Source organism: Enterobacter sp. MEB024, from assembly GCF_030209635.1.
Classification (GTDB): domain Bacteria; phylum Pseudomonadota; class Gammaproteobacteria; order Enterobacterales; family Enterobacteriaceae; genus Enterobacter; species Enterobacter ludwigii.
In genome coordinates this window covers 57,984-76,812 of sequence record NZ_JARVRQ010000005.1, presented here as the reverse complement: position 1 = coordinate 76,812, position 18,829 = coordinate 57,984, and the positions used below count along the sequence as shown (strand labels likewise).

Annotated in this window: 20 protein-coding genes and 1 tRNA gene; 7 read left to right on the top strand and 14 right to left on the bottom strand. The window is 55.0% G+C overall.

Annotated elements, in window-relative coordinates; genetic code table 11:
* Positions 1-6: 6 nt before the first annotated feature.
* The 3 genes from QRN24_RS09970 to ureG are packed head-to-tail and all read left to right on the top strand — an operon-like array spanning position 7 to position 1,847.
* Positions 7-546 carry a HupE/UreJ family protein gene (locus tag QRN24_RS09970; RefSeq protein WP_020883621.1) on the top strand — a complete coding sequence of 180 codons (540 nt, stop codon included), beginning with the start codon at positions 7-9 and terminating at the stop codon, positions 544-546.
* Complete coding sequence (locus QRN24_RS09965; RefSeq protein ID WP_014171665.1) at positions 546-1,220, top strand: urease accessory protein UreF; 675 nt, start codon at positions 546-548, stop codon at positions 1,218-1,220. The genes QRN24_RS09970 and QRN24_RS09965 overlap by 1 nt, the downstream gene beginning before the upstream one ends.
* Positions 1,221-1,229: 9 nt before the next feature.
* Entirely contained in the window at positions 1,230-1,847 is a 618-nt protein-coding gene (gene ureG, locus QRN24_RS09960) for an urease accessory protein UreG (protein ID WP_014171666.1), read from the top strand.
* 40 nt (positions 1,848-1,887) lie between these two features.
* Here the strand turns inward: ureG and tsaD are convergent, their stop codons facing one another.
* Positions 1,888-2,901 (bottom strand): tRNA (adenosine(37)-N6)-threonylcarbamoyltransferase complex transferase subunit TsaD, encoded by a 1,014-nt coding sequence (gene tsaD, locus QRN24_RS09955; protein ID WP_020883618.1) that lies wholly within the window; start codon positions 2,899-2,901, stop codon positions 1,888-1,890.
* A gap of 236 nt (positions 2,902-3,137) precedes the next feature.
* On the opposite strand from tsaD, the gene rpsU reads away from it, so the two are divergent.
* The 3 genes from rpsU (at position 3,138) to rpoD (ending at position 7,211) form a co-directional block, all read left to right on the top strand.
* Complete coding sequence (gene rpsU, locus QRN24_RS09950) at positions 3,138-3,353, top strand: 30S ribosomal protein S21 (RefSeq protein WP_001144069.1); 216 nt, start codon at positions 3,138-3,140, stop codon at positions 3,351-3,353.
* Between the two features lie 114 nt (positions 3,354-3,467).
* On the top strand, positions 3,468-5,213 hold the full coding sequence (dnaG, locus tag QRN24_RS09945) for a DNA primase (RefSeq protein ID WP_025202985.1): 1,746 nt from the start codon (positions 3,468-3,470) through the stop codon (positions 5,211-5,213).
* A 150-nt stretch (positions 5,214-5,363) separates the two neighbouring features.
* On the top strand, positions 5,364-7,211 hold the full coding sequence (rpoD, locus tag QRN24_RS09940; protein WP_020883616.1) for an RNA polymerase sigma factor RpoD: 1,848 nt from the start codon (positions 5,364-5,366) through the stop codon (positions 7,209-7,211).
* An 83-nt stretch (positions 7,212-7,294) separates the two neighbouring features.
* Here the strand turns inward: rpoD and mug are convergent, their stop codons facing one another.
* A complete protein-coding gene (gene mug, locus QRN24_RS09935) occupies positions 7,295-7,801 on the bottom strand; it encodes a G/U mismatch-specific DNA glycosylase (protein WP_025202984.1) in 507 nt (168 codons plus the stop codon).
* Positions 7,802-7,925: 124 nt separating this feature from the next.
* On the opposite strand from mug, the gene QRN24_RS09930 reads away from it, so the two are divergent.
* A tRNA-Ile gene (locus tag QRN24_RS09930) sits at positions 7,926-8,001 on the top strand.
* Positions 8,002-8,081: 80 nt separating this feature from the next.
* On the opposite strand, the gene QRN24_RS09925 is transcribed toward QRN24_RS09930, so the two are convergent.
* From QRN24_RS09925 to QRN24_RS09870, 12 genes are all read right to left on the bottom strand, one after another.
* The gene (locus QRN24_RS09925) at positions 8,082-8,282 is read right to left on the bottom strand and encodes an ogr/Delta-like zinc finger family protein (protein ID WP_025202983.1); all 201 of its coding nucleotides are present in this window, start codon (positions 8,280-8,282) and stop codon (positions 8,082-8,084) included.
* 67 nt (positions 8,283-8,349) lie between these two features.
* Complete coding sequence (locus tag QRN24_RS09920; RefSeq protein WP_284942674.1) at positions 8,350-9,504, bottom strand: phage late control D family protein; 1,155 nt, start codon at positions 9,502-9,504, stop codon at positions 8,350-8,352.
* Positions 9,501-9,965, bottom strand: coding sequence for a phage tail protein (locus QRN24_RS09915; protein WP_284942673.1), 465 nt, complete (start codon positions 9,963-9,965; stop codon positions 9,501-9,503). The genes QRN24_RS09920 and QRN24_RS09915 overlap by 4 nt, the downstream gene beginning before the upstream one ends.
* A gap of 11 nt (positions 9,966-9,976) precedes the next feature.
* Positions 9,977-12,424: a phage tail tape measure protein gene (locus QRN24_RS09910; RefSeq protein ID WP_284942672.1), complete on the bottom strand. Its 2,448-nt coding sequence runs from the start codon at positions 12,422-12,424 to the stop codon at positions 9,977-9,979.
* Entirely contained in the window at positions 12,417-12,536 is a 120-nt protein-coding gene (locus QRN24_RS09905; RefSeq protein WP_014171679.1) for a GpE family phage tail protein, read from the bottom strand. Before QRN24_RS09905 ends, QRN24_RS09910 begins: the two co-directional genes overlap by 8 nt.
* A gap of 32 nt (positions 12,537-12,568) precedes the next feature.
* Positions 12,569-12,877, bottom strand: a complete 309-nt coding sequence (locus QRN24_RS09900; RefSeq protein ID WP_014171680.1) for a phage tail assembly protein — start codon at positions 12,875-12,877, stop codon at positions 12,569-12,571.
* 56 nt (positions 12,878-12,933) lie between these two features.
* On the bottom strand, positions 12,934-13,452 hold the full coding sequence (locus QRN24_RS09895) for a phage major tail tube protein (protein ID WP_014171681.1): 519 nt from the start codon (positions 13,450-13,452) through the stop codon (positions 12,934-12,936).
* 11 nt (positions 13,453-13,463) lie between these two features.
* The gene (locus QRN24_RS09890; RefSeq protein ID WP_284942671.1) at positions 13,464-14,651 is read right to left on the bottom strand and encodes a phage tail sheath protein; all 1,188 of its coding nucleotides are present in this window, start codon (positions 14,649-14,651) and stop codon (positions 13,464-13,466) included.
* A gap of 124 nt (positions 14,652-14,775) precedes the next feature.
* Positions 14,776-15,198: a tail fiber assembly protein gene (locus QRN24_RS09885; RefSeq protein WP_044857456.1), complete on the bottom strand. Its 423-nt coding sequence runs from the start codon at positions 15,196-15,198 to the stop codon at positions 14,776-14,778.
* 1 nt (position 15,199) lies between these two features.
* Positions 15,200-17,383, bottom strand: a complete 2,184-nt coding sequence (locus QRN24_RS09880; protein ID WP_284942670.1) for a tail fiber protein — start codon at positions 17,381-17,383, stop codon at positions 15,200-15,202.
* Between the two features lie 11 nt (positions 17,384-17,394).
* Positions 17,395-17,925 carry a phage tail protein I gene (locus QRN24_RS09875; RefSeq protein ID WP_040018803.1) on the bottom strand — a complete coding sequence of 177 codons (531 nt, stop codon included), beginning with the start codon at positions 17,923-17,925 and terminating at the stop codon, positions 17,395-17,397.
* Entirely contained in the window at positions 17,918-18,826 is a 909-nt protein-coding gene (locus QRN24_RS09870) for a baseplate assembly protein (RefSeq protein WP_025202974.1), read from the bottom strand. The genes QRN24_RS09875 and QRN24_RS09870 overlap by 8 nt, the downstream gene beginning before the upstream one ends.
* Between the last annotated feature and the right edge of the window lie 3 nt (positions 18,827-18,829).

The following is an 18,829-nucleotide window of genomic DNA, read 5'->3' as shown; positions in this document are numbered from 1 at the left end:
TTCATCATGCGTACGTTTTTACCTCTGCTACTGCTGGCCTTTTCTCTTCCTGCCCTGGCGCATCCCGGACACGGCACAGACAGCTTTCAGGCCGGTTTTTTCCATCCGCTGACGGGTCTTGATCATCTGCTGATGCTAACCGGTGCGGGCGTACTTTCGGCCCTGAGCGGGCGCAAGCTACTGCTGCCTCTCGCCACTCTCGGCATGATGCTGGCCGGGGCCGTTGCAGGCAGCCTGCTTGGCGGCTTTAGCGGCATGGAAATGCTGATTATCGCCTCGCTGGCGGTCTGCGGCGCGATGATGTTTAAAACCGAAAATCGCCTGCTGTTGGCCGTGCCGGCGCTGGCAATGTTCCACGGCTGGGCGCACGGGGTAGAGATGTCTGGCCACAACTTCTGGCTCTTCACCAGCGGCTTTATGTTTGCCAGTGCCACGGTGCTGTGCGCCAGCTTCGCCGCCGGGTTACTGCTGCGCCGTCACGACGGGTTGCGTAAAACCTTTGGTGGCGGGCTGATTGTCTCTGCGCTGCTGGCGCTGATGAGCTGATGGAGCACGTCCGCCAGCGGCTGCGCCTGATGCAGCTCTCCAGCAGCAGCCTTCCGGTCGGGTCATTCACCTGGTCGCAGGGGCTGGAGTGGGCCGTAGAAGCAGGCTGGGTCCCCGATGCTGAGGCGTTCAAAAACTGGCAGATCCTGCAGATGGAGCAGAGCTTGTTCTGTGTCGATCTGCCGCTGTTTTCCCGACTTTATCAGGCGTGCGAGCAAAACGATTTGGCGACGGCAACACGCTGGACGGCCTACCTTCTCGCCTGCCGGGAAACGCGTGAACTGCGTGATGAGGAACGCAACCGCGGGGCGGCCTTTACGCGCCTGCTCAAAAGCTGGGAGCCGGACTGTCCGGCAGAGTGGCGGACGCTGTTTATGCAAAGCCAGCTCAGCGGGATGGCGTGGCTGGGAGTACGCTGGGGCATTAGCGCCCATGAGCTGGCCCTGAGCCTGGGCTACAGCTGGATTGAGAGCGCGGTCATGGCGGGCGTCAAGCTGGTGCCGTTCGGGCAACAGACGGCGCAGCAGCTGATTATCGACCTGAGCGACCACTTTGCAGCCGGGCTTGAACCGGCTTTTTTGCGTGGCGACGACGCGCTGGGTGCGGCAACGCCGCTGTCGGCCATCGCCTCTGCGCGCCACGAAACACAATATTCACGATTATTCCGTTCCTGAGGAGACAACATGGCTGATTACAAACATCCCCTGCGCGTGGGCGTGGGCGGCCCGGTGGGGTCGGGCAAAACCGCGTTACTGGAAGCACTCTGCAAAGCAATGCGCGACACCTATCACCTGGCAGTGGTGACCAACGATATCTACACCAAAGAGGATCAGCGCATTCTCACCGAAGCGGGGGCCCTTGAGCCAGAGCGCATCGTGGGCGTGGAGACGGGCGGCTGCCCGCATACCGCAATCCGCGAAGATGCCTCAATGAACCTGGCGGCAGTGGAAGCGTTAAGCGAAAAGTTTGGCAATCTGGACCTGATCTTCGTTGAAAGCGGCGGTGACAACCTGAGCGCCACCTTCAGCCCGGAGCTGGCTGACCTGACGATCTATGTGATTGACGTCGCTGAAGGGGAGAAGATCCCGCGTAAGGGCGGCCCAGGGATTACCAAATCCGATTTTCTGGTGATCAACAAAACCGACCTGGCCCCCTATGTGGGGGCCTCACTGGAAGTAATGGAACGTGACACCAACCGCATGCGCGGCGAGCGCCCGTGGACCTTCACCAATCTGAAGGCGGGCGACGGACTGGCGACGATCGTGACATTTCTGGAAGAGAAAGGGATGTTGCGGGTGTAACCGTTTAAATCCCCTCTCCCTGGCGGGAGAGGGTCAGGCATTACGCCTCCGGCAACTCCGCCAGCGGCCAGCGTGGACGTACAGAGACACTCAGATCGGCGGTCGCGCCAGCGTTCAGACGCACCATGCCCGCGTAGGCGATCATCGCCCCGTTATCGGTACAGAATTCCGGACGGGCATAAAATACTTCCCCGCCACGCTTTTGCATCATCTGCGCGAGTTTTGCACGCAGCGTGCGGTTGGCGCTGACGCCCCCGGCCATCACCAGACGCTTAAAGCCGGTCTTTTCCAGTGCGCGTTTGCATTTGATCATCAGGGTATCGACCACCGCGTCTTCGAACGCACGGGCGATATCAGCACGGGTCTGCTCGCTATCGTCATTATTGCGAATGGTATTGGCCGCGAAGGTTTTCAGACCGGAAAAGCTGAAATCCAGCCCTGGACGGTCAGTCATCGGACGCGGGAAGACGAAACGCCCTTCCGTGCCCTGCGATGCCATTTTCGAGAGCATCGGACCGCCAGGATAATCCAGACCCAGCAGTTTGGCCGTTTTGTCGAAGGCCTCACCGGCTGCGTCGTCAATGGACTCGCCGAGCAGCTCATACTTGCCAATCCCCGTTACGCTAATCAGCTGGGTATGGCCACCTGAAACCAGCAGCGCCACAAAAGGAAACGCAGGCGGATTATCTTCCAGCATCGGCGCCAGAAGATGCCCTTCCATATGGTGAACCGGAATGGCCGGCACATCCCACGCGAATGCCAGCGAACGGCCCACCGTTGCGCCGACCAGCAGCGCACCCACCAGGCCCGGGCCTGCGGTATACGCTACAGCATCAATATCAGTAGAGCTCAACCCGGCTTCTTTCAGCGCCGCCTGAATCAGGGGAACCGTTTTACGCACGTGGTCACGAGAAGCCAGTTCAGGCACGACGCCGCCGTAGTCAGCGTGTAATTTCACCTGACTATACAGTTGGTTGGCAAGAAGCCCTTTTTCGTCGTCGTAAATGGCGATGCCGGTCTCATCGCAGGATGTTTCAATACCCAGTACACGCATGACTTGTTTTACCTCGTTTCAATACCGCGCAGTGTAGGGCCAATGCGGATTGATGTAAAACTTTGTTCGCCCCAGGAAGAAGCCTCGTGTATACTCCTCACCCTTATTAAAGTCCCTTTCAAAAACGCGTCGGTGCTTTACAAAGCAGCAGCATTTGCAGTAAAATTCCGCACCATTTTGAAATAAGCTGGCGTTGATGCCAGCGGCAAACCGAATTTATCAAAGGTGAGAGTTACATGCCGGTAATTAAAGTACGTGAAAACGAGCCGTTCGACGTTGCACTGCGTCGCTTCAAACGTTCATGCGAGAAAGCAGGTGTTCTGGCTGAAGTTCGTCGTCGTGAGTTCTATGAAAAACCAACGACCGAACGTAAGCGCGCTAAAGCTTCTGCTGTGAAACGTCACGCGAAGAAACTGGCTCGCGAAAACGCACGCCGTACTCGTCTGTACTAATCAATTGAGGGCCTCAGCCCTCAATGACAGACAGAGTTGTAGTCGTAAGGCCGTGCTTCCGGAAGGAATGCGCGGCTTGTTTTCGTTTATGAGTTACTAAAATTTTTGGGGCATATGGCCGGACGAATCCCACGCGTATTCATCAATGACCTGCTAGCCAGAACCGACATCGTCGATCTCATCGACGCGCGGGTAAAGCTGAAAAAGCAGGGCAAGAACTACCATGCGTGCTGTCCTTTCCATAACGAAAAAACCCCCTCCTTCACCGTAAACGGTGAAAAGCAGTTTTACCATTGCTTCGGCTGTGGTGCTCACGGTAATGCTGTCGATTTTTTAATGAACTACGACAAGCTCGAGTTCGTTGAAACCGTCGAAGAGCTGGCGGCGATGCACAACCTTGAAGTGCCGTATGAAGCAGGCAGTGGGCCAAGCCAGATCGAGCGCCATCAACGGCAGACGCTGTACCAACTGATGGATGGTCTGAACTCGTTTTATCAACAGTCTCTTAAGCACGCTGCTGCTGAGCCTGCGCGTCAGTACCTGACAGCGCGCGGACTGAGTGACGATGTGATTGCGCGTTTCGCTATTGGTTACGCCCCGCCCGGCTGGGACAACGTGTTAAAGCGTTTTGGCGGCAATAGCGAAGATCGTAAGTCTCTTATCGATGCCGGCATGCTGGTCACCAATGACCAGGGACGAAGCTACGACCGCTTCCGCGAACGGGTGATGTTCCCGATCCGCGACAAGCGTGGCCGGGTGATTGGTTTTGGTGGTCGCGTGCTGGGTGATGCCCTGCCGAAGTACCTCAACTCCCCGGAGACCGATATTTTTCATAAAGGCCGCCAGCTTTACGGTCTTTATGAGGCGCTGAAGGATAACGCGGAACCTCCGCGCCTTCTGGTCGTCGAAGGCTATATGGATGTCGTCGCGCTGGCGCAGTACGACATCAACTATGCGGTTGCATCTCTGGGCACCTCGACCACAGCCGATCACATTCAGCTGCTGTACAGGGTGACTAACAATGTCATCTGCTGTTACGACGGTGACCGTGCAGGGCGCGACGCCGCCTGGCGTGCGCTGGAAACCGCACTGCCTTATATGACCGACGGGCGTCAGTTACGCTTTATGTTCCTGCCCGACGGTGAAGACCCGGATACGCTGGTGCGTAAAGAGGGCAAAGCGGCGTTTGAAGCGCGGATGGAGCAGGCTCAGCCGCTCTCCACGTTTTTGTTTAACAGCCTGATGCCGCAGGTCGATTTGAGTACCCCTGACGGGCGCGCGCAGCTCAGCACGCTGGCGCTGCCGTTAATCAGTCAGGTGCCCGGCGAAACGCTGCGCATCTATCTGCGTCAGGAGCTAGGCAACAAGCTCGGCATTCTGGATGACAGCCAGCTTGAACGTTTAATGCCTAAACAGTCTGAAAACGGTGCGGTTCGTCCCGCGCCTCAGCTAAAACGCACAACCATGCGTATACTGATAGGGTTACTGGTTCAAAACCCCGAACTTGCTCCGCAAGTGCCATCGCTGGCGGGTTTGAACCACGAAAAATTGCCCGGGCTTGGCTTATTTTCAGAATTGGTCAACACTTGTTTGTCTCAGCCAGGTCTGACCACCGGACAACTTTTAGAACATTATCGCGGCACAAAAGAGGCTGCTACCCTTGAAAAACTGTCGATGTGGGACGATATAGCAGATAAGGACATTGCAGAAAAAACGTTCACCGACTCACTCAACCATATGTTTGATTCGATGCTTGAGCTGCGCCAGGAAGAGTTGATAGCTCGCGAGCGCACACACGGCTTAAGCAGCGAAGAACGCCGGGAACTCTGGATGCTGAACCAGGAGCTGGCAAAAAAATGAATTCAACGGCTTAAGTGCCGAATATCGATCGGGAAGCCCCCGGCAGCCGCACTGAGAGGCAGCGGCACAAATATAAGTACGCCCTCGCTTTAAAGGTTGGCAGCCCCATCGCCGACACCAATCAAACGAATTAAGTGTGGATACCGTCTTATGGAGCAAAACCCGCAGTCACAGCTGAAACTTCTTGTCCAACGCGGTAAGGAGCAAGGCTATCTGACCTATGCCGAGGTCAATGACCATCTGCCGGAAGATATCGTCGATTCAGACCAAATCGAAGACATCATCCAAATGATCAATGACATGGGTATTCAGGTGATGGAAGAAGCACCTGATGCCGATGATCTGTTGCTGGCTGAAACCTCCAACAACACTGACGAAGATGCGGAAGAAGCTGCTGCACAGGTCCTGTCCAGCGTGGAATCTGAAATCGGGCGTACCACTGACCCGGTCCGCATGTACATGCGCGAAATGGGTACCGTTGAACTGTTGACCCGCGAAGGCGAAATTGACATCGCGAAACGCATCGAAGACGGGATCAACCAGGTTCAGTGCTCTGTTGCCGAATACCCTGAAGCGATCACCTATCTGCTGGAGCAGTACGATCGTGTTGAAGCGGAAGAAGCGCGCCTGTCTGACCTGATCACCGGTTTTGTCGACCCGAACGCTGAAGAAGATATGGCACCGACCGCCACTCACGTGGGTTCTGAACTGTCTCAGGAAGAGATGGATGATGACGAAGACGAAGATGAGGAAGATGCCGACGACGATACCGCCGATGATGACAACAGCATCGACCCGGAACTGGCGCGCGAGAAGTTTGCCGAGCTGCGTACCCAGTACGAAGTCACGCGTGACACCATCAAAGCAAAAGGTCGCAGCCACGCAGCCGCACAGGAAGAGATCCTGAAACTGTCTGAAGTCTTCAAACAGTTCCGTCTGGTGCCTAAACAGTTCGACTACCTGGTTAACAGCATGCGCGTGATGATGGATCGCGTACGTACCCAGGAACGCATCATCATGAAACTGTGCGTTGAGCAGTGCAAAATGCCGAAGAAGAACTTCATCACCCTCTTCACCGGCAACGAAACCAGCGAAACCTGGTTCAACGCGGCTATCGCGATGAACAAGCCGTGGTCTGAAAAACTGCATGACGTGAAAGAAGACGTGTTCCGCGGCCTGCAGAAACTGCATCAGATTGAAGAAGAGACCGGCCTGACCATTGAGCAGGTTAAAGACATCAACCGTCGTATGTCCATCGGTGAAGCGAAAGCCCGCCGTGCGAAGAAAGAGATGGTTGAAGCGAACCTGCGTCTGGTTATCTCTATCGCCAAGAAGTACACCAACCGTGGCCTGCAGTTCCTGGATCTGATTCAGGAAGGCAACATCGGTCTGATGAAAGCGGTTGATAAGTTTGAATACCGTCGTGGTTATAAGTTCTCCACCTATGCTACCTGGTGGATCCGTCAGGCTATCACCCGCTCTATCGCGGATCAGGCGCGCACCATCCGTATTCCGGTGCATATGATTGAGACCATCAACAAGCTCAACCGTATCTCCCGCCAGATGCTGCAGGAGATGGGCCGCGAGCCAACGCCGGAAGAGCTGGCTGAGCGCATGCTGATGCCGGAAGACAAGATCCGTAAAGTGCTGAAGATCGCCAAAGAGCCAATCTCCATGGAAACACCAATCGGTGATGATGAAGATTCGCATCTGGGTGATTTCATCGAGGATACCACCCTCGAGCTGCCGCTGGACTCTGCGACGACCGAGAGCCTGCGTGCTGCAACGCACGACGTTCTGGCTGGACTGACCGCCCGTGAAGCAAAAGTGCTGCGTATGCGTTTCGGTATCGATATGAACACCGACCATACGCTGGAAGAAGTGGGTAAACAGTTCGACGTTACCCGCGAACGTATCCGTCAGATCGAAGCGAAGGCGCTGCGTAAACTGCGCCATCCAAGCCGCTCTGAAGTACTGCGTAGCTTCCTGGACGATTAATCGATCCTGTCAGTGAAAAAGCTCCCTTTGGGGAGCTTTTTTTTTGCATTTTCTCCGCCCCTCAGGGACAAGGAAACACCGCCCTACAGCCCACGCACAACCAGGGCCTCATCCAGTTCCCGATACGCCTCCACCAGCTTATCCAGCGTTGCCCTGTTAAGCCCGCTCGGGTTTGGCAGCACCCACACCTGCGTGACGCCAATGGTGATGGCCTGTTTGCCCCACTGCGCACCGCGCTGACTAAACGCCTGCTCGTAAGCCTGCTTGCCCAGGATGGCCAGCGCTGCCGGCTGATAATCTTCAATCTTCTTAATCAGCTCCCGCCCACCGCTGCGCAGTTCATGCAGGTTCACCTCACTCGCCTGTACCGTGGGCCGCTCAACCAGCATGGTAATCCCGCAGCGCGTATCCAGCAGGTGCTGCTCCTCTTCAGGCTTCAGTAGCCTGTCGGTAAACCCGGCCTGATAGATAACCTTCCAGAAGCGATTTCCCGGATGGGCAAAGTGAAAACCGGTGTGCGCCGAGGACTTCCCCGGGTTAATCCCGCAAAATACCACCCGCAAGCCCGGGGCCAGAATATCGTTGATCATCTCTACTCCCATTGATACATCCTTATGGAAGTATAAAGGATTGATTATGCATTGTTTATAAAAACAGCAGGCAGGTGTGAATGGCTGGATTGCTGAAGGGAGTTCCTCTATAATTCACCGCCACGGCCCCTTAGCTCAGTGGTTAGAGCAGGCGACTCATAATCGCTTGGTCGCTGGTTCAAGTCCAGCAGGGGCCACCAAATTTAGCTGTAGAATCAAATGATTAAGCCACTCGATTGAGTGGCTTTTTTATTGGTTTTTTGAGCCGGTGGCGCAGTCGCTAACCGTGGGTCTGCGAAGCCGTTCGGACACGCTCAGCGGCGCCAGGTGTCGCAATCAGACGCTCCACGGACTCCATCGTCACGAACGTACAGCTGCAGTCCACATTGGTGCACTGGTGATAGCGCTCTTTGGTATTTTCACTTAAATAGCGACTGGTACGCGCATGCGCGGAATGCTTGCACTTAGGACAATGAAACATGTACCCCTCCACATAATTCACGATTTGTGAATTAATAATACCCAAAAAGAAACAAATAGCAAATACATTACTCATTTCCGATAGAAAATTTTTCATCGGCGACGTTCAGCTCAAGCTTAAGTTGCGTGGTAAATCCACTCTCGCTGAGAGTATGAACCACCTCGTTGATAATCCACGCCTGCTCGTCAATGACCCGTTTAAAGCCGTTGACCAGCACCGGCGTTTCGGGATACAGATCGGCGCGTCCCAGCGCCAGCTGGATAGAAAAATTCACGGTACCCCGCTGAAGCGCACGCCACTTCGCCTCTGCAGCCCTGAGCGCCTGCTCTTCAGAGGCATAAACCGTGGTGAGCTCAAAAACGTTTTCCGCCGATCCTACCAGCCTCTCTTGCGGCTTCTCTGCCTTGCCTCCTGCTCCCGCTACCGGTGCAGCGGCATCCGGGTGCTGTAGTCCTTCTGTCGGCTGCCCCCCGGGCTGACGATTAATACTCAATTGAGTATTTTGTTGTTTTGGGTCACGCGTTTGCAGCCATTTGGCCGTCACGCCGGAATAATTTTCACGGTCAGCGACGGAAAAAAGGTGCCGATCGCCATCCCCACGTTCAATCATCATTAAGGGAAGCGGTGTGCCACTGGCCGTCACGGCATGGCCCGCTTTCATAAAAATAACCTTTCCGGCTTTGATTGAAACAAATGCACCATTACGTTCGGCCAGGCGGGAGAGAAACGCCGCGTCAGTCTCCTGAGACTGATCGATATGAGAAATGGCGATGGATGCAAGTCCCGCTCCGACGCTGGCGGTAAACTGGTTACGCTGAGCAATGGTGTTGACTATCGCGCCGATCGTCGTGTCATGCCACGACTGTTCGCGCCGCACGTTGAGCTTCCCACGAAAATCTGCGCTGCATCCCCGGATGGTCAGCGTGTCAGGCGTGCCCCGGAATTCAATCGCATCTATCGTAAAGTCCCCTTTCGGCTGGAGCGATGTTCCCTCCCATCCCAGCCATAAGGACAGTCTTGCCCCCCGGGCAGGCAGGTCTAACAACCCGTCGGAATCATCCAGTAGAATATCCAGCTGATCGGCTTCCAGCCCACGTTTGTCGGTCATGGTCAAACTGATAAGACGATGGCTGAAATTTTGCGTGATATCGCGCTCGTCAAGCTTAAGCATAAAATCAGGGGCGAGTTTCCCACCCGCCCGGATATTCATTTCGGTGATCATCCCACCAGCCCTCCAATGCTATTACGTGCGCTTTCCACCAGCTCTGAGGCCTGCGTTCTCAGGTCGCCAAACGTCGTCATCAGCGATTCGTCCACGCGTTTCAGTACCAGGGTAAAATCAATTTTCCGGGCAGTGCCATCGCTGTAAAAATCCGAATGCGTATGCGTGACTTTCTCAATGATAAACATGCCGTGAATGATGCCGGTACCGTCTATCAACGGCCATGCCCGCCCTTCATTCGCCATCAGCTCAACCGCCTTGAGAGAAAGCAGCCCTCCCGTGAGCTCCGGGTAAAGTAATCCGGAAAGGTTAAAGGATGTCTCACCTTCGCCAAGGTACTGCCAGGCTTTGGGTTTCCCGATGCGTTCGTTGGATGCCCAGCGGTAGTCTTTTGTAAATACCATTGACTGATACGGTAAGGTTCGTCGTTCAAAGACAAACAGACCCAGCACCATTAACATTTTCTCTCTCCTTAACCATACATAAAGCTGGATTGCTGCCGTCTCGCTTTTTCCTGCTCACTGCTCTCTATAGCCTCCCGGATTTGACGAGTCAGATCCGTTCCGGAGGCTGCGCTTCCCTGCAGCGTGAAGTTGTATTCACTTTTACTCTGATCGATGTAAGAACGCCCTCCCGCTGCTGCCATCGGCTGGTATCCCATGAAGCCGCTGTAAACAGGTGATGCCGGGTCCCAGGCACTGCCGGTGTCAGCAGAGGAGGTGCCTTCTTTCGGTACAGCCGAGTCGATATTGCCCGACTCTTTTTTTATGACGCCGAGTTTCTCCAGCAGCCAGCTGGCCTTGCCGCGCAGGCTGTTAAAGAGATTTAGCGGCGCCATTAGCGCATCTCCCAGCGCCTGACCGAACGCCACGCCGACATTTTTGCAGCTGTCGAGCGTTTCCTGCGTCGCCTTAATCGGCGCAATCAGATCGATGAACCACTGCCAGATCCCGCCCAGTTTTTCTGAAATGAAACCAAAGGCCTGTAACAGCGGAGAGAACAGCTCGCCCAGCGGCGCGAAGGCCGCAGAAAGCCCCTCAATCACCCCGCCAAAGAAGGCGCTAATGGGCTCCCAGTATTTAAGAATCAGTAAAGCGCCGGCGGCAATTGCCGCTCCGAGAGCAATAACGGGCCAGCTCAGGGCGCCCAGCACCGTCATGATGCTCCCCCCCACTACGCTGAATACCGTGCCCAGCATCCCGGCAGCGGTTATCACCAGATTCAGGCCTGACACAATGGGGGCGACCACCATACCTAGCGTGCCCAGGACACCGGCAAAGGCTTGTGCGCCCATAACCACGCTGACCAGGGCTTGCGTCAGTGCAGGGTTAGCGTTGACCCAGAGAGAGAGCGTACTAAGCCATCCGGTCGCGGTTGAGATCAGCGTGCGTAGGGCACCATCGGCCTTATCAAAGACATCAATCTTCAGGCCGTTTAATGCAGCCTGGAACTTGCTGATATCACCCTCGAGGTTATCGCCCTGAACCGAGGCTGTCAGCGCGGTGCTCCCCCTCGCGCCCTGGAGTGTCTGGCGCTTGTTATCCAGCGTTCCATTCCCAGCCGCTGAAACCAGTACGCCTGCGCCTTGCATCGCATCCGCACCGAAAATGGCCTTCAGGTATTCCGTTTGTTGAGCCGCACCGATTTTGCTGTTTTCGAATGAGGTAGAGATCGCCTTGAGGATATTCTCTGTCGGCAGTGGATTACCCTCGCCATCCCGGGTTTGCACCTTCAGTTCATTCAGCGCTGCAGAACGCTGCCCATCCGGCGTCTGCAGGCGGCTCAACATGGCGCTAACCTCTGCGCTGGCATCTGCCCCTTTCATCCCCTTTTCCATCAGAATACCAAGCAGCGCGGTGGTCTCCTCAAGGCTGGCGCCGGCTTCTCCGGCGGCAGGTGCGGCGGATGCAACGGCGGTACTCAGTTCGGTGAGACTGGTATTTGACGCAGTGAAACCGCGGGTAAGGACATCTGCAACGCGTTCAACATCCGTATTCGCCAGGTTAAACGAGGCCTGCGTGCTGCGGATAATGTCGACCGCTTTGGCGGCATCAATATTCCCAGCGAGGCTGAGGTTGACCGTCGGCACAGTGGCGGCCACCACCCCGTCGGCGTCATAGCCTGACCGGGCCAGCTCGCCCTGCGCCCGGGTAACAACATCTGTAGAGGTTCCTGTACTGACGCTGACATCCCGTGCCTGCTGGCGAATGGCCTCCAGCCTGGTATCCCCCTTCTGCAGACCCAGGCTTGCCTGTATGGCAGACATCTGCTTTTCAAAACGGATGCCTGAGGCAATAAAGCGGGACGTCTGATTAAAGCCCGCCTTTGCCATTCCTGCGCTCGCATTAGCAAACTGCTGCACACTTGCGGCAACACGTTTGCCAGACTCGTAGCGGTTCTGGACGGTATTAAGCCGCTCCTGTTGCTGATTGACCCTGGCAAGCGCCTCTTTATGTCGATTTAGTTGTAGCGTTTTTTCGCTGATACCCTGTCTTAAACGACGCTCATCTGACGACAGCGTGCGCGTATTAATCCCTGCCTGCGCCAGCTCACCGCGCTGGCGCTGCACTGACTGGCGTAAATTGTTGTACTCAAGCTTAAGCGCAGCGGCAGATTGGCGGGCTGCCGCCAGCGCATCCGCCTGGTCACGGGTTGGGTTCTGGGTGTTTTTGAGCTGGAGCGCCAGCTCCGCGGTCTGCTGTTTCGCCCGGGCAAGAGACTGCCCCGTCACGGCGAGCTGTTCGTTGGCTTTTCTGAAGCCGTTAATGCGGCCCGCCTGTTCATCAAGCGCGCGCAACGCCGCCTCAGAATCGCGGATACTGGCCGCGAGAGAGAGACTGGCGTTCTGGATAGCGTTAAGCGGTCGGCTTGCCCGGTCGACTGCCTTAAGCAACTCCTGAAGTCTGACATTATTACTCATGGTAGTTTCCGCTTCGCTGCAGCGCCTTTTCGCGCCATATAAGGAGTTCGGTCATGCTCAGCGAGTACAGCTCTGACGGCGGCCAGTGAAAGATCACCGCGATATCCGCCATCAGATCATCGACCGACAGGTTTTCGGGAAATGTTAGCGAGCCGAAGCCGGTGACAAAAAACCGATCACCTTGCCCGCAAAAGAGAGCAGATCGGAAGCATCCAGACGCGCAATCTCATGCTCGGTCAGGGCCGGCGAGGTCATTCGCGGCAGCACTTTAATCAGCGCATCGACGTCAGATTGTGCCAGCGACGCCAGCGATACCCCACGCAGGGTCCCCGCGTTGGGTTTTGCGACGGTCACCTTTTCGATTTTTTGCTCGCCGCGCAGAACGGGGGTGTCGAGCGTAATGGTGTTCGGGTTTTCGCTTTCGTTAATGACGGTCTCGTTGATATTTTCCATTTGGTTACTCTTCAGAAAGTTAACTTACCGGCCGGCAGTCCCGGCCGGTTAAAGGTTTACAGGCCAATCGCCTTACGGTGTTCCGCCAGACGATCGACGCCGTCGACTTTCAGCACCATGTTGATGATGTCAATTTCGATGATCTCTTTGCCATCGATGGTCAGCTGGTAGTAAGCGCACTCGGTGGACATCTTGGTGGTGCCGCTCTCGCCCTGCTTGTTTTCACCACCATCAAACTCTTTATGACGGCCTCGCATGACGATTTCGACAGCGGAGATTTCGCCCGTGTCGTCACGCTGGAAGGAGCCGGTAAAGCGCAGAGGCACGCTGTCCGCGCCCGGAGAGGCATACTGTGCCCACAGCGCGACGTCCGGCAGACCGCCAATGGTCCATTCAAGCGCCAGGGCATCATCGTCCAGGCCGAGGTCGACAGAGACCGAGCCCGGCATACCGCCGCCGCGATACTTCTCCAGTTTGCGGGTGAGCTTCGGTAAGGTGACAGACTCAACAACGCCCATATAGCTCAGGCCATCGTTGAACATGTTCAGATATTTAAGTTTGCGTGGTAACGCCATGCTTCAGCTCCTTAGCTGTTAACCGAATCGGACAGATCTGCCAGATAGGTATCGGTGATGCGCTGGCGCAGGGTCAGGTTCTCCAGCGGCGGGACAGGGGTGTAGTCGTAATCGATGTACAATTTCCCCGCTTTCAGGGTCGATGCATCATTTGATTCCGGGTCATACCAGCAAGTGCCATCAACGATATAGCCGTTGGTTTTCAGCTCACGGAATTTGGCATTGATACCGGAAACGATGTCGCGGATGAGCGTTGGCGTAATGGGTTTATCCATTGCCCATGCGTGTGCTTCGGCCATGGTATCGGCCAACACCTGCGCGGTACGGGTGTAGTTTTCAAAGACGAAGAGCGGATCGTCTGAACAGGTACGGTTGCCCCAGAATTTGAAGCCGTCGTTACGAATAAGCGTGGTGACGCCGGCCTGGTTAAGCAGGTTCGCATCGGTCGCTTGTTCCTGCAGATCCCAGGACACGGAGGCGCTTACACCTGTGACACCGTTAACGCCGATGTTGGACAGGGTTTTGTGCCAGCCAATCGTCTGGTCGATTTTGGCGCGCAGGCCGAGAGCACGTGCAGTGGCCCAGGCGTGGGTCGTCGTGTTGGTGGTGGTATCCCACGCCAGAAAATCAGGGTGAATCACCATCAACTCGCGCTGACTGAAGTTTTTGCGGTAATCGATAGCGGCTGAAATGGTTTTACAACCCCATGCACTGACATAGCCAAACGCGCGCAGGCTCTGGCACATGGCGGCCAGCGCGGTCGCCACTTCCTGCGAATCCATCCCCGGAACACCGAGAATACGTGGCTTAACGCCAGTGACCGTTTTCGCGGTAAGGAGCGCTTTCAGACCGGTATATTTACCGTTTTCATCGGTTGTACCGATGATATTAGAGATAGTCTCTTTCTGTGCTTCCTCAGCGGTATCAGCGGTGCCTTCAGCGACACGCACGACAACAACAACCGGTTTACACTGATCGGCAATCGCCTGCAGGGAAGCGGACAACGTCCCCATTTTCCCGGCTTTCGCAATCGCGGTTTGCACGTTGGTAATGAGCACAGGCTCGTTTAAAGGAAATGTCTTGTCGTCCGCATCGCTGGCCGTACAGACCATGCCGATGATTGCCGTCGAGACGGTGGAAATGGTGCGGGTGCCATCGTTGATTTCGATGACTTCCACGCCGTGATGATAGTCGCCCATCCGTTTAACTCCTTCGTTTAGTGGTGAGGCTATTGTCTGTGGAGCGCACGATTGATGCGACGTATTGGGGTTGGAGAAAGGATTACACAACAAACGAAAAACCCTCCGGATGGAGGGTTTGGGGTCAGGCAGGGCGTTCTGGCCATTCAATATCCGGGGCGGTGGTAACATCAACCCGATTTAGCATTACCCGGTACCGCTTCCAGCGTAACAACGCGGCAGCTTCTTCCTCGGTAGCAATGCCTAGCTCGGAGGCATCCTCAAGCGGAGTGATAATGTCATTTGCCGCTTGCATTAAGGATGTTTTTTGAGAATTCGCCAGAGCAACACGATCTTCATGCGTGGGTGCTGGCGGTTCCGCAAGCACGGGATAGCCGTTCTTATCTGAGACAATCACTTTTCCCTCGGTTTGCCCGGCCATAAGCGAATCATAATCTTCATCGATCACTTTTACATAATCATCTGGCCAGGTGCCGGCGGAACGATAGTCTGCCTCAAGAGTATCGTTATAAAAAGCCCGGGTAATGGGACAATAAACATAACTCATATTAATAGCCTCTCGCCTCGAAATAAACTTTAACCTCACCACTGCCAGCAACGTAGGTAAAACCTGATTTATCAGGGTTTTGAACATAAATATTCTGATCGTGGAATCCATTGGTATAAAGCAGTGTTAACTGCACACTCAAACAAGCATTAGGAAATGCCGTAGGGAAAGCGATACGTGTTGAATCCGCACTCCGTGTTGCCACACCCCATTGCTTCATAATTCCTGTCGAGTTATCTTTCTCCCAACCACTCGCCGCCTTGCTGGCTGTATTTTTAAGATTGTACCGCGCATCGCTTTCGGCTTTTGTATAGGCAGAAGTTTTTGCCATATAACCGGCATCACTTTGTCCCTTGGTGTAATAACGGGAGTCGAAATTAGTAAAACTCCCTGGAATAATCTGTCCTGGTGCAATAAAATTACCGCTAGTATCCCATTTATAATTAACGTCCTGGCCTCCACTCCCTTTCATATGTAAATGCCATGAAAGAACGCTACTGCTTACCAGGGAGCCCATTGAAAATGCCCAAGAGTTTACCCCCTGAATGCTTGCCTGTTGTTTTAAAACTGGGTGATATTCGCTTGTCCCGGCTGTACTGTATAAATTGAAAAATGGCGCTTTAGTATTATATTGCTCGACCCATGCATAATTTCCGCTATAACCAGCCGTAATTTCTTTTCCAGCATAAATCGTATTATTAACAGATAGCGGCGAAGCGGAATTTAGCGCACCGGTTTCAAGGCTCACCCACAAAGGGCGCAGCGAATTATAGCCACCAAATTTATCACCTTTATTCGTTAGCATGAGATATAGGTTTGCGCCATCATTGCGCCAAAAAGTGCCATAGTCACCGTAAGCAATACGCATACCATTTGCATTCAAGGAGGTGATTTCGAGTCGTGCACGTAACCCGTTTGCAGTACTGAGATTGATTTCCTCCTGACCGTCTGTCGAACCAGTTGCAAGACGCCAATTTCCCTGTTGTACCGTCTCATGCCAGATAGTATCACCTTCCCCACCACGCATTTTTCGTAGGTAGTTTTTTTCACCGCGCATGCCATTACTCAGTCCTGATTGCAGATAAACTCCTTGCTTTACGCCATCAAGATTGAGCGTACCGCTCATGCTGTCACCAAATTTACTTACGCGTTCGCTGGCATTACGATTTGCGGCTACAGCGTTATCATTAGCTGTTTTGACGGCTTTCGGAGTGGCGGCGAGCGCCTCTGATGCGCTGTCGGCTGCGCTACTAAGCTGAACGATGCCCTTTTGTGTCGTAGTAGCATCCAGAGCGGTGTATTTCCCTTTAGCAAGATCATAAGCAGTCTTCACCGCTTTCGGCGTCGCGGCCAGCGTCTCAGATACATTGTCAATGGCGCTGCTGAGCTGGACGATACCTTTTTGTGCCGTGCTGGCATCCTGAGCCGTATATTTCCCTTTGGCCAGGTCATAGGTGGCCTTTACCGCTTTAGGTGTTGCGGCCAGCACCTCAGACACGCTGTCGATCGCACTACTGAGCTGGACGATACCCTTTTGTGCCGTGCTGGCATCCTGAGCTGTATATTTCCCCTTAGCCAGGTCATACGCGACCTTCACCGCTTTTGGCGTCGCGGCAACGACTTCAGAGACACTGTCGATCGCACTACTGAGCTGAGTAAAACCTTTTGCCGTCAGAGAAGCATCAGGATGGCGTCGGGACTGCTCGTGCTCGGCAAGTTTGTCGTCGACGTAATCCTGCGTCGCCATCACCGTTGAGGTGTCAATCGTCAACTCGACGGAGGCGATATCACTCACCATGATGACCATACGCACAGTCTGCGCACGTCCCGATCCTTCAGCGAGTGCAGGTTTGTAACTTTCAGCCATATTGCCGACAGCAATCAGCGTCCCGGTATCATCATAGAGCCCCATTTCACGCATCCAGAACCCGCCGATCTCCGGAGGGATCAGCAGCTCCGCCACGACATAATTTTTATTCTTTTTGTCCTGGCTGATTTTGTTCAGCGCATGACGCCAGACCTCATTGATGAGTTTCGTCTGGCTGGCATTTGGCGTCGGGAGTTGCCCGCCGCCATCACCCACCGCCATCGCCGTAAAATTCACTTTCTTCCCGTTCGGGACGGTTGCGGCAGCCAGTTTTTCGGCGCCGGCTTTGGTGATAACCGTTTTATACTTCACTGTCATTGTGCTCTCACTTATCCGGGGTAAACCGTGATGATGTCGCCGTCATAGCTCAGGGCACCGGTATAGAGATAGCCCGGAACGTCCTGAATGATATTGAGGCCGATAAGATGTCGGCTGGCAGGCTTTGCATCAGCAATAAGCCGCTCCATTTCGTAATACATTTCTTCGGTGATGCCGGTTTCCAGCACGCCAATGTCCAGGCGAAACGTGCCTGCCGGGTCGTTGGTTTGCCACCACTCCGTCACGTTGATCAGATAGCCAAGTGGCTCCACCACGCGGCGTACTGCGCCGATCGTTCCTTTATGTGCATGGATAAACCATGCATTGCGGATAACATCGCGCTTGGTGGCCTCCGGCCAGTTTTCATCCCAGCGGTCAACCGAAAACGCCCACGCCAGCCAGGGCAACAGATTTGCCGGACAGGTGTCGGCATTCCAGAGGTGACGAAGCGGGACGGGGGTATTCTCAATGTCGGCACAGGCGCGCGCCGCCGCGACCTCAAGCGGCGACGACCCCACCGGTAACAATCGGGCATTACTCATCGTTTCCCCCAACGGTTACGCTGTACTGGCTGCACCATGAGGCCTGGGTTTCATCAAGCACAATATCGGCCGCAGGCGCGGTCAGTTCGACGCGTTGTACACCCTCAACATGCAGTGCAGCGTAAATGGCGGACTTACGAATATCCCGCCCGAGCCGGTGCTGTGCCGTTATATAGGCCTGCAGCCGGGCCCTTGCCGCGTTGAGCACTGGCTCGCTTTCGGGACCTGGGAAGAGAAAAAGAGAAGCCGCAATGTTGTAGTCGACAATGCTGGCGGACTGGACGGTCACACGATCGGCAACGGGCCTGACGTCCTCATCGTTCAGCGCGTTGCGCACAATGGCCAGCAGCTCTTCAGACGCCACGCCGTTATTCTCCCGGGACAGCACGGAGACGGTAACGTTCGCAGGCTGAGGACTGATGACAGAGATATCCGCCACCCGGCCATCCGCGCTGCGGCCATGGAACTGATAAGCCCCCGTCGATCCCGCCACGCTCAGCCCTTCCGGGGCTTGCTGGATGCGCAAACGAAAGTCGGTGTCAGACTCCATCACTGCCGGCGTGGGCGGAAACGTCGTGTCGTCGGCAGGTGTTATCACCAGACGCGCAAGGTTAGCGTTAGCACCAAGCTGGTCGAGATCGCTACCGGTGGCGTAGGCCAGCATGACCGCACGCGCGGCCTCGTTAACGCGCTGGCGCCAGATAACTTCCCGATACGCATTTTCCTGCAGCAGTTTCACAATCGGTTCTGACTCAAGCGTCAGCGTTCGTGCAATTGCCTCCTGCTCTTCTTCAGGATAGAGCGAGACAAAAGTGGCCTTTCGTTCTGCCAGCAACGTTTCGTAATCCACCTCCTCCACGACATCCGGCGCGGCGAGCTGGCTCAGATCAACAATAGCCATAGC

Excerpts from the sequence above, each read along its gene's own strand:
- QRN24_RS09970 (WP_020883621.1), top strand. The coding sequence starts at position 7 with ATGCGTACGTTTTTACCTCTGCTACTGCTGGCCTTTTCTCTTCCTGCC.
- QRN24_RS09965 (WP_014171665.1), top strand. The coding sequence starts at position 546 with ATGGAGCACGTCCGCCAGCGGCTGCGCCTGATGCAGCTCTCCAGCAGC.
- ureG (WP_014171666.1), top strand. The coding sequence starts at position 1,230 with ATGGCTGATTACAAACATCCCCTGCGCGTGGGCGTGGGCGGCCCGGTG.
- tsaD (WP_020883618.1), bottom strand. The coding sequence starts at position 2,901 with ATGCGTGTACTGGGTATTGAAACATCCTGCGATGAGACCGGCATCGCC.
- rpsU (WP_001144069.1), top strand. The coding sequence starts at position 3,138 with ATGCCGGTAATTAAAGTACGTGAAAACGAGCCGTTCGACGTTGCACTG.
- dnaG (WP_025202985.1), top strand. The coding sequence starts at position 3,468 with ATGGCCGGACGAATCCCACGCGTATTCATCAATGACCTGCTAGCCAGA.
- rpoD (WP_020883616.1), top strand. The coding sequence starts at position 5,364 with ATGGAGCAAAACCCGCAGTCACAGCTGAAACTTCTTGTCCAACGCGGT.
- mug (WP_025202984.1), bottom strand. The coding sequence starts at position 7,801 with ATGATCAACGATATTCTGGCCCCGGGCTTGCGGGTGGTATTTTGCGGG.
- QRN24_RS09925 (WP_025202983.1), bottom strand. The coding sequence starts at position 8,282 with ATGTTTCATTGTCCTAAGTGCAAGCATTCCGCGCATGCGCGTACCAGT.
- QRN24_RS09920 (WP_284942674.1), bottom strand. The coding sequence starts at position 9,504 with ATGATCACCGAAATGAATATCCGGGCGGGTGGGAAACTCGCCCCTGAT.
- QRN24_RS09915 (WP_284942673.1), bottom strand. The coding sequence starts at position 9,965 with ATGTTAATGGTGCTGGGTCTGTTTGTCTTTGAACGACGAACCTTACCG.
- QRN24_RS09910 (WP_284942672.1), bottom strand. The coding sequence starts at position 12,424 with ATGAGTAATAATGTCAGACTTCAGGAGTTGCTTAAGGCAGTCGACCGG.
- QRN24_RS09905 (WP_014171679.1), bottom strand. The coding sequence starts at position 12,536 with ATGGCGGATATCGCGGTGATCTTTCACTGGCCGCCGTCAGAGCTGTAC.
- QRN24_RS09900 (WP_014171680.1), bottom strand. The coding sequence starts at position 12,877 with ATGGAAAATATCAACGAGACCGTCATTAACGAAAGCGAAAACCCGAAC.
- QRN24_RS09895 (WP_014171681.1), bottom strand. The coding sequence starts at position 13,452 with ATGGCGTTACCACGCAAACTTAAATATCTGAACATGTTCAACGATGGC.
- QRN24_RS09890 (WP_284942671.1), bottom strand. The coding sequence starts at position 14,651 with ATGGGCGACTATCATCACGGCGTGGAAGTCATCGAAATCAACGATGGC.
- QRN24_RS09885 (WP_044857456.1), bottom strand. The coding sequence starts at position 15,198 with ATGAGTTATGTTTATTGTCCCATTACCCGGGCTTTTTATAACGATACT.
- QRN24_RS09880 (WP_284942670.1), bottom strand. The coding sequence starts at position 17,383 with ATGACAGTGAAGTATAAAACGGTTATCACCAAAGCCGGCGCCGAAAAA.
- QRN24_RS09875 (WP_040018803.1), bottom strand. The coding sequence starts at position 17,925 with ATGAGTAATGCCCGATTGTTACCGGTGGGGTCGTCGCCGCTTGAGGTC.
- QRN24_RS09870 (WP_025202974.1), bottom strand. The coding sequence starts at position 18,826 with ATGGCTATTGTTGATCTGAGCCAGCTCGCCGCGCCGGATGTCGTGGAG.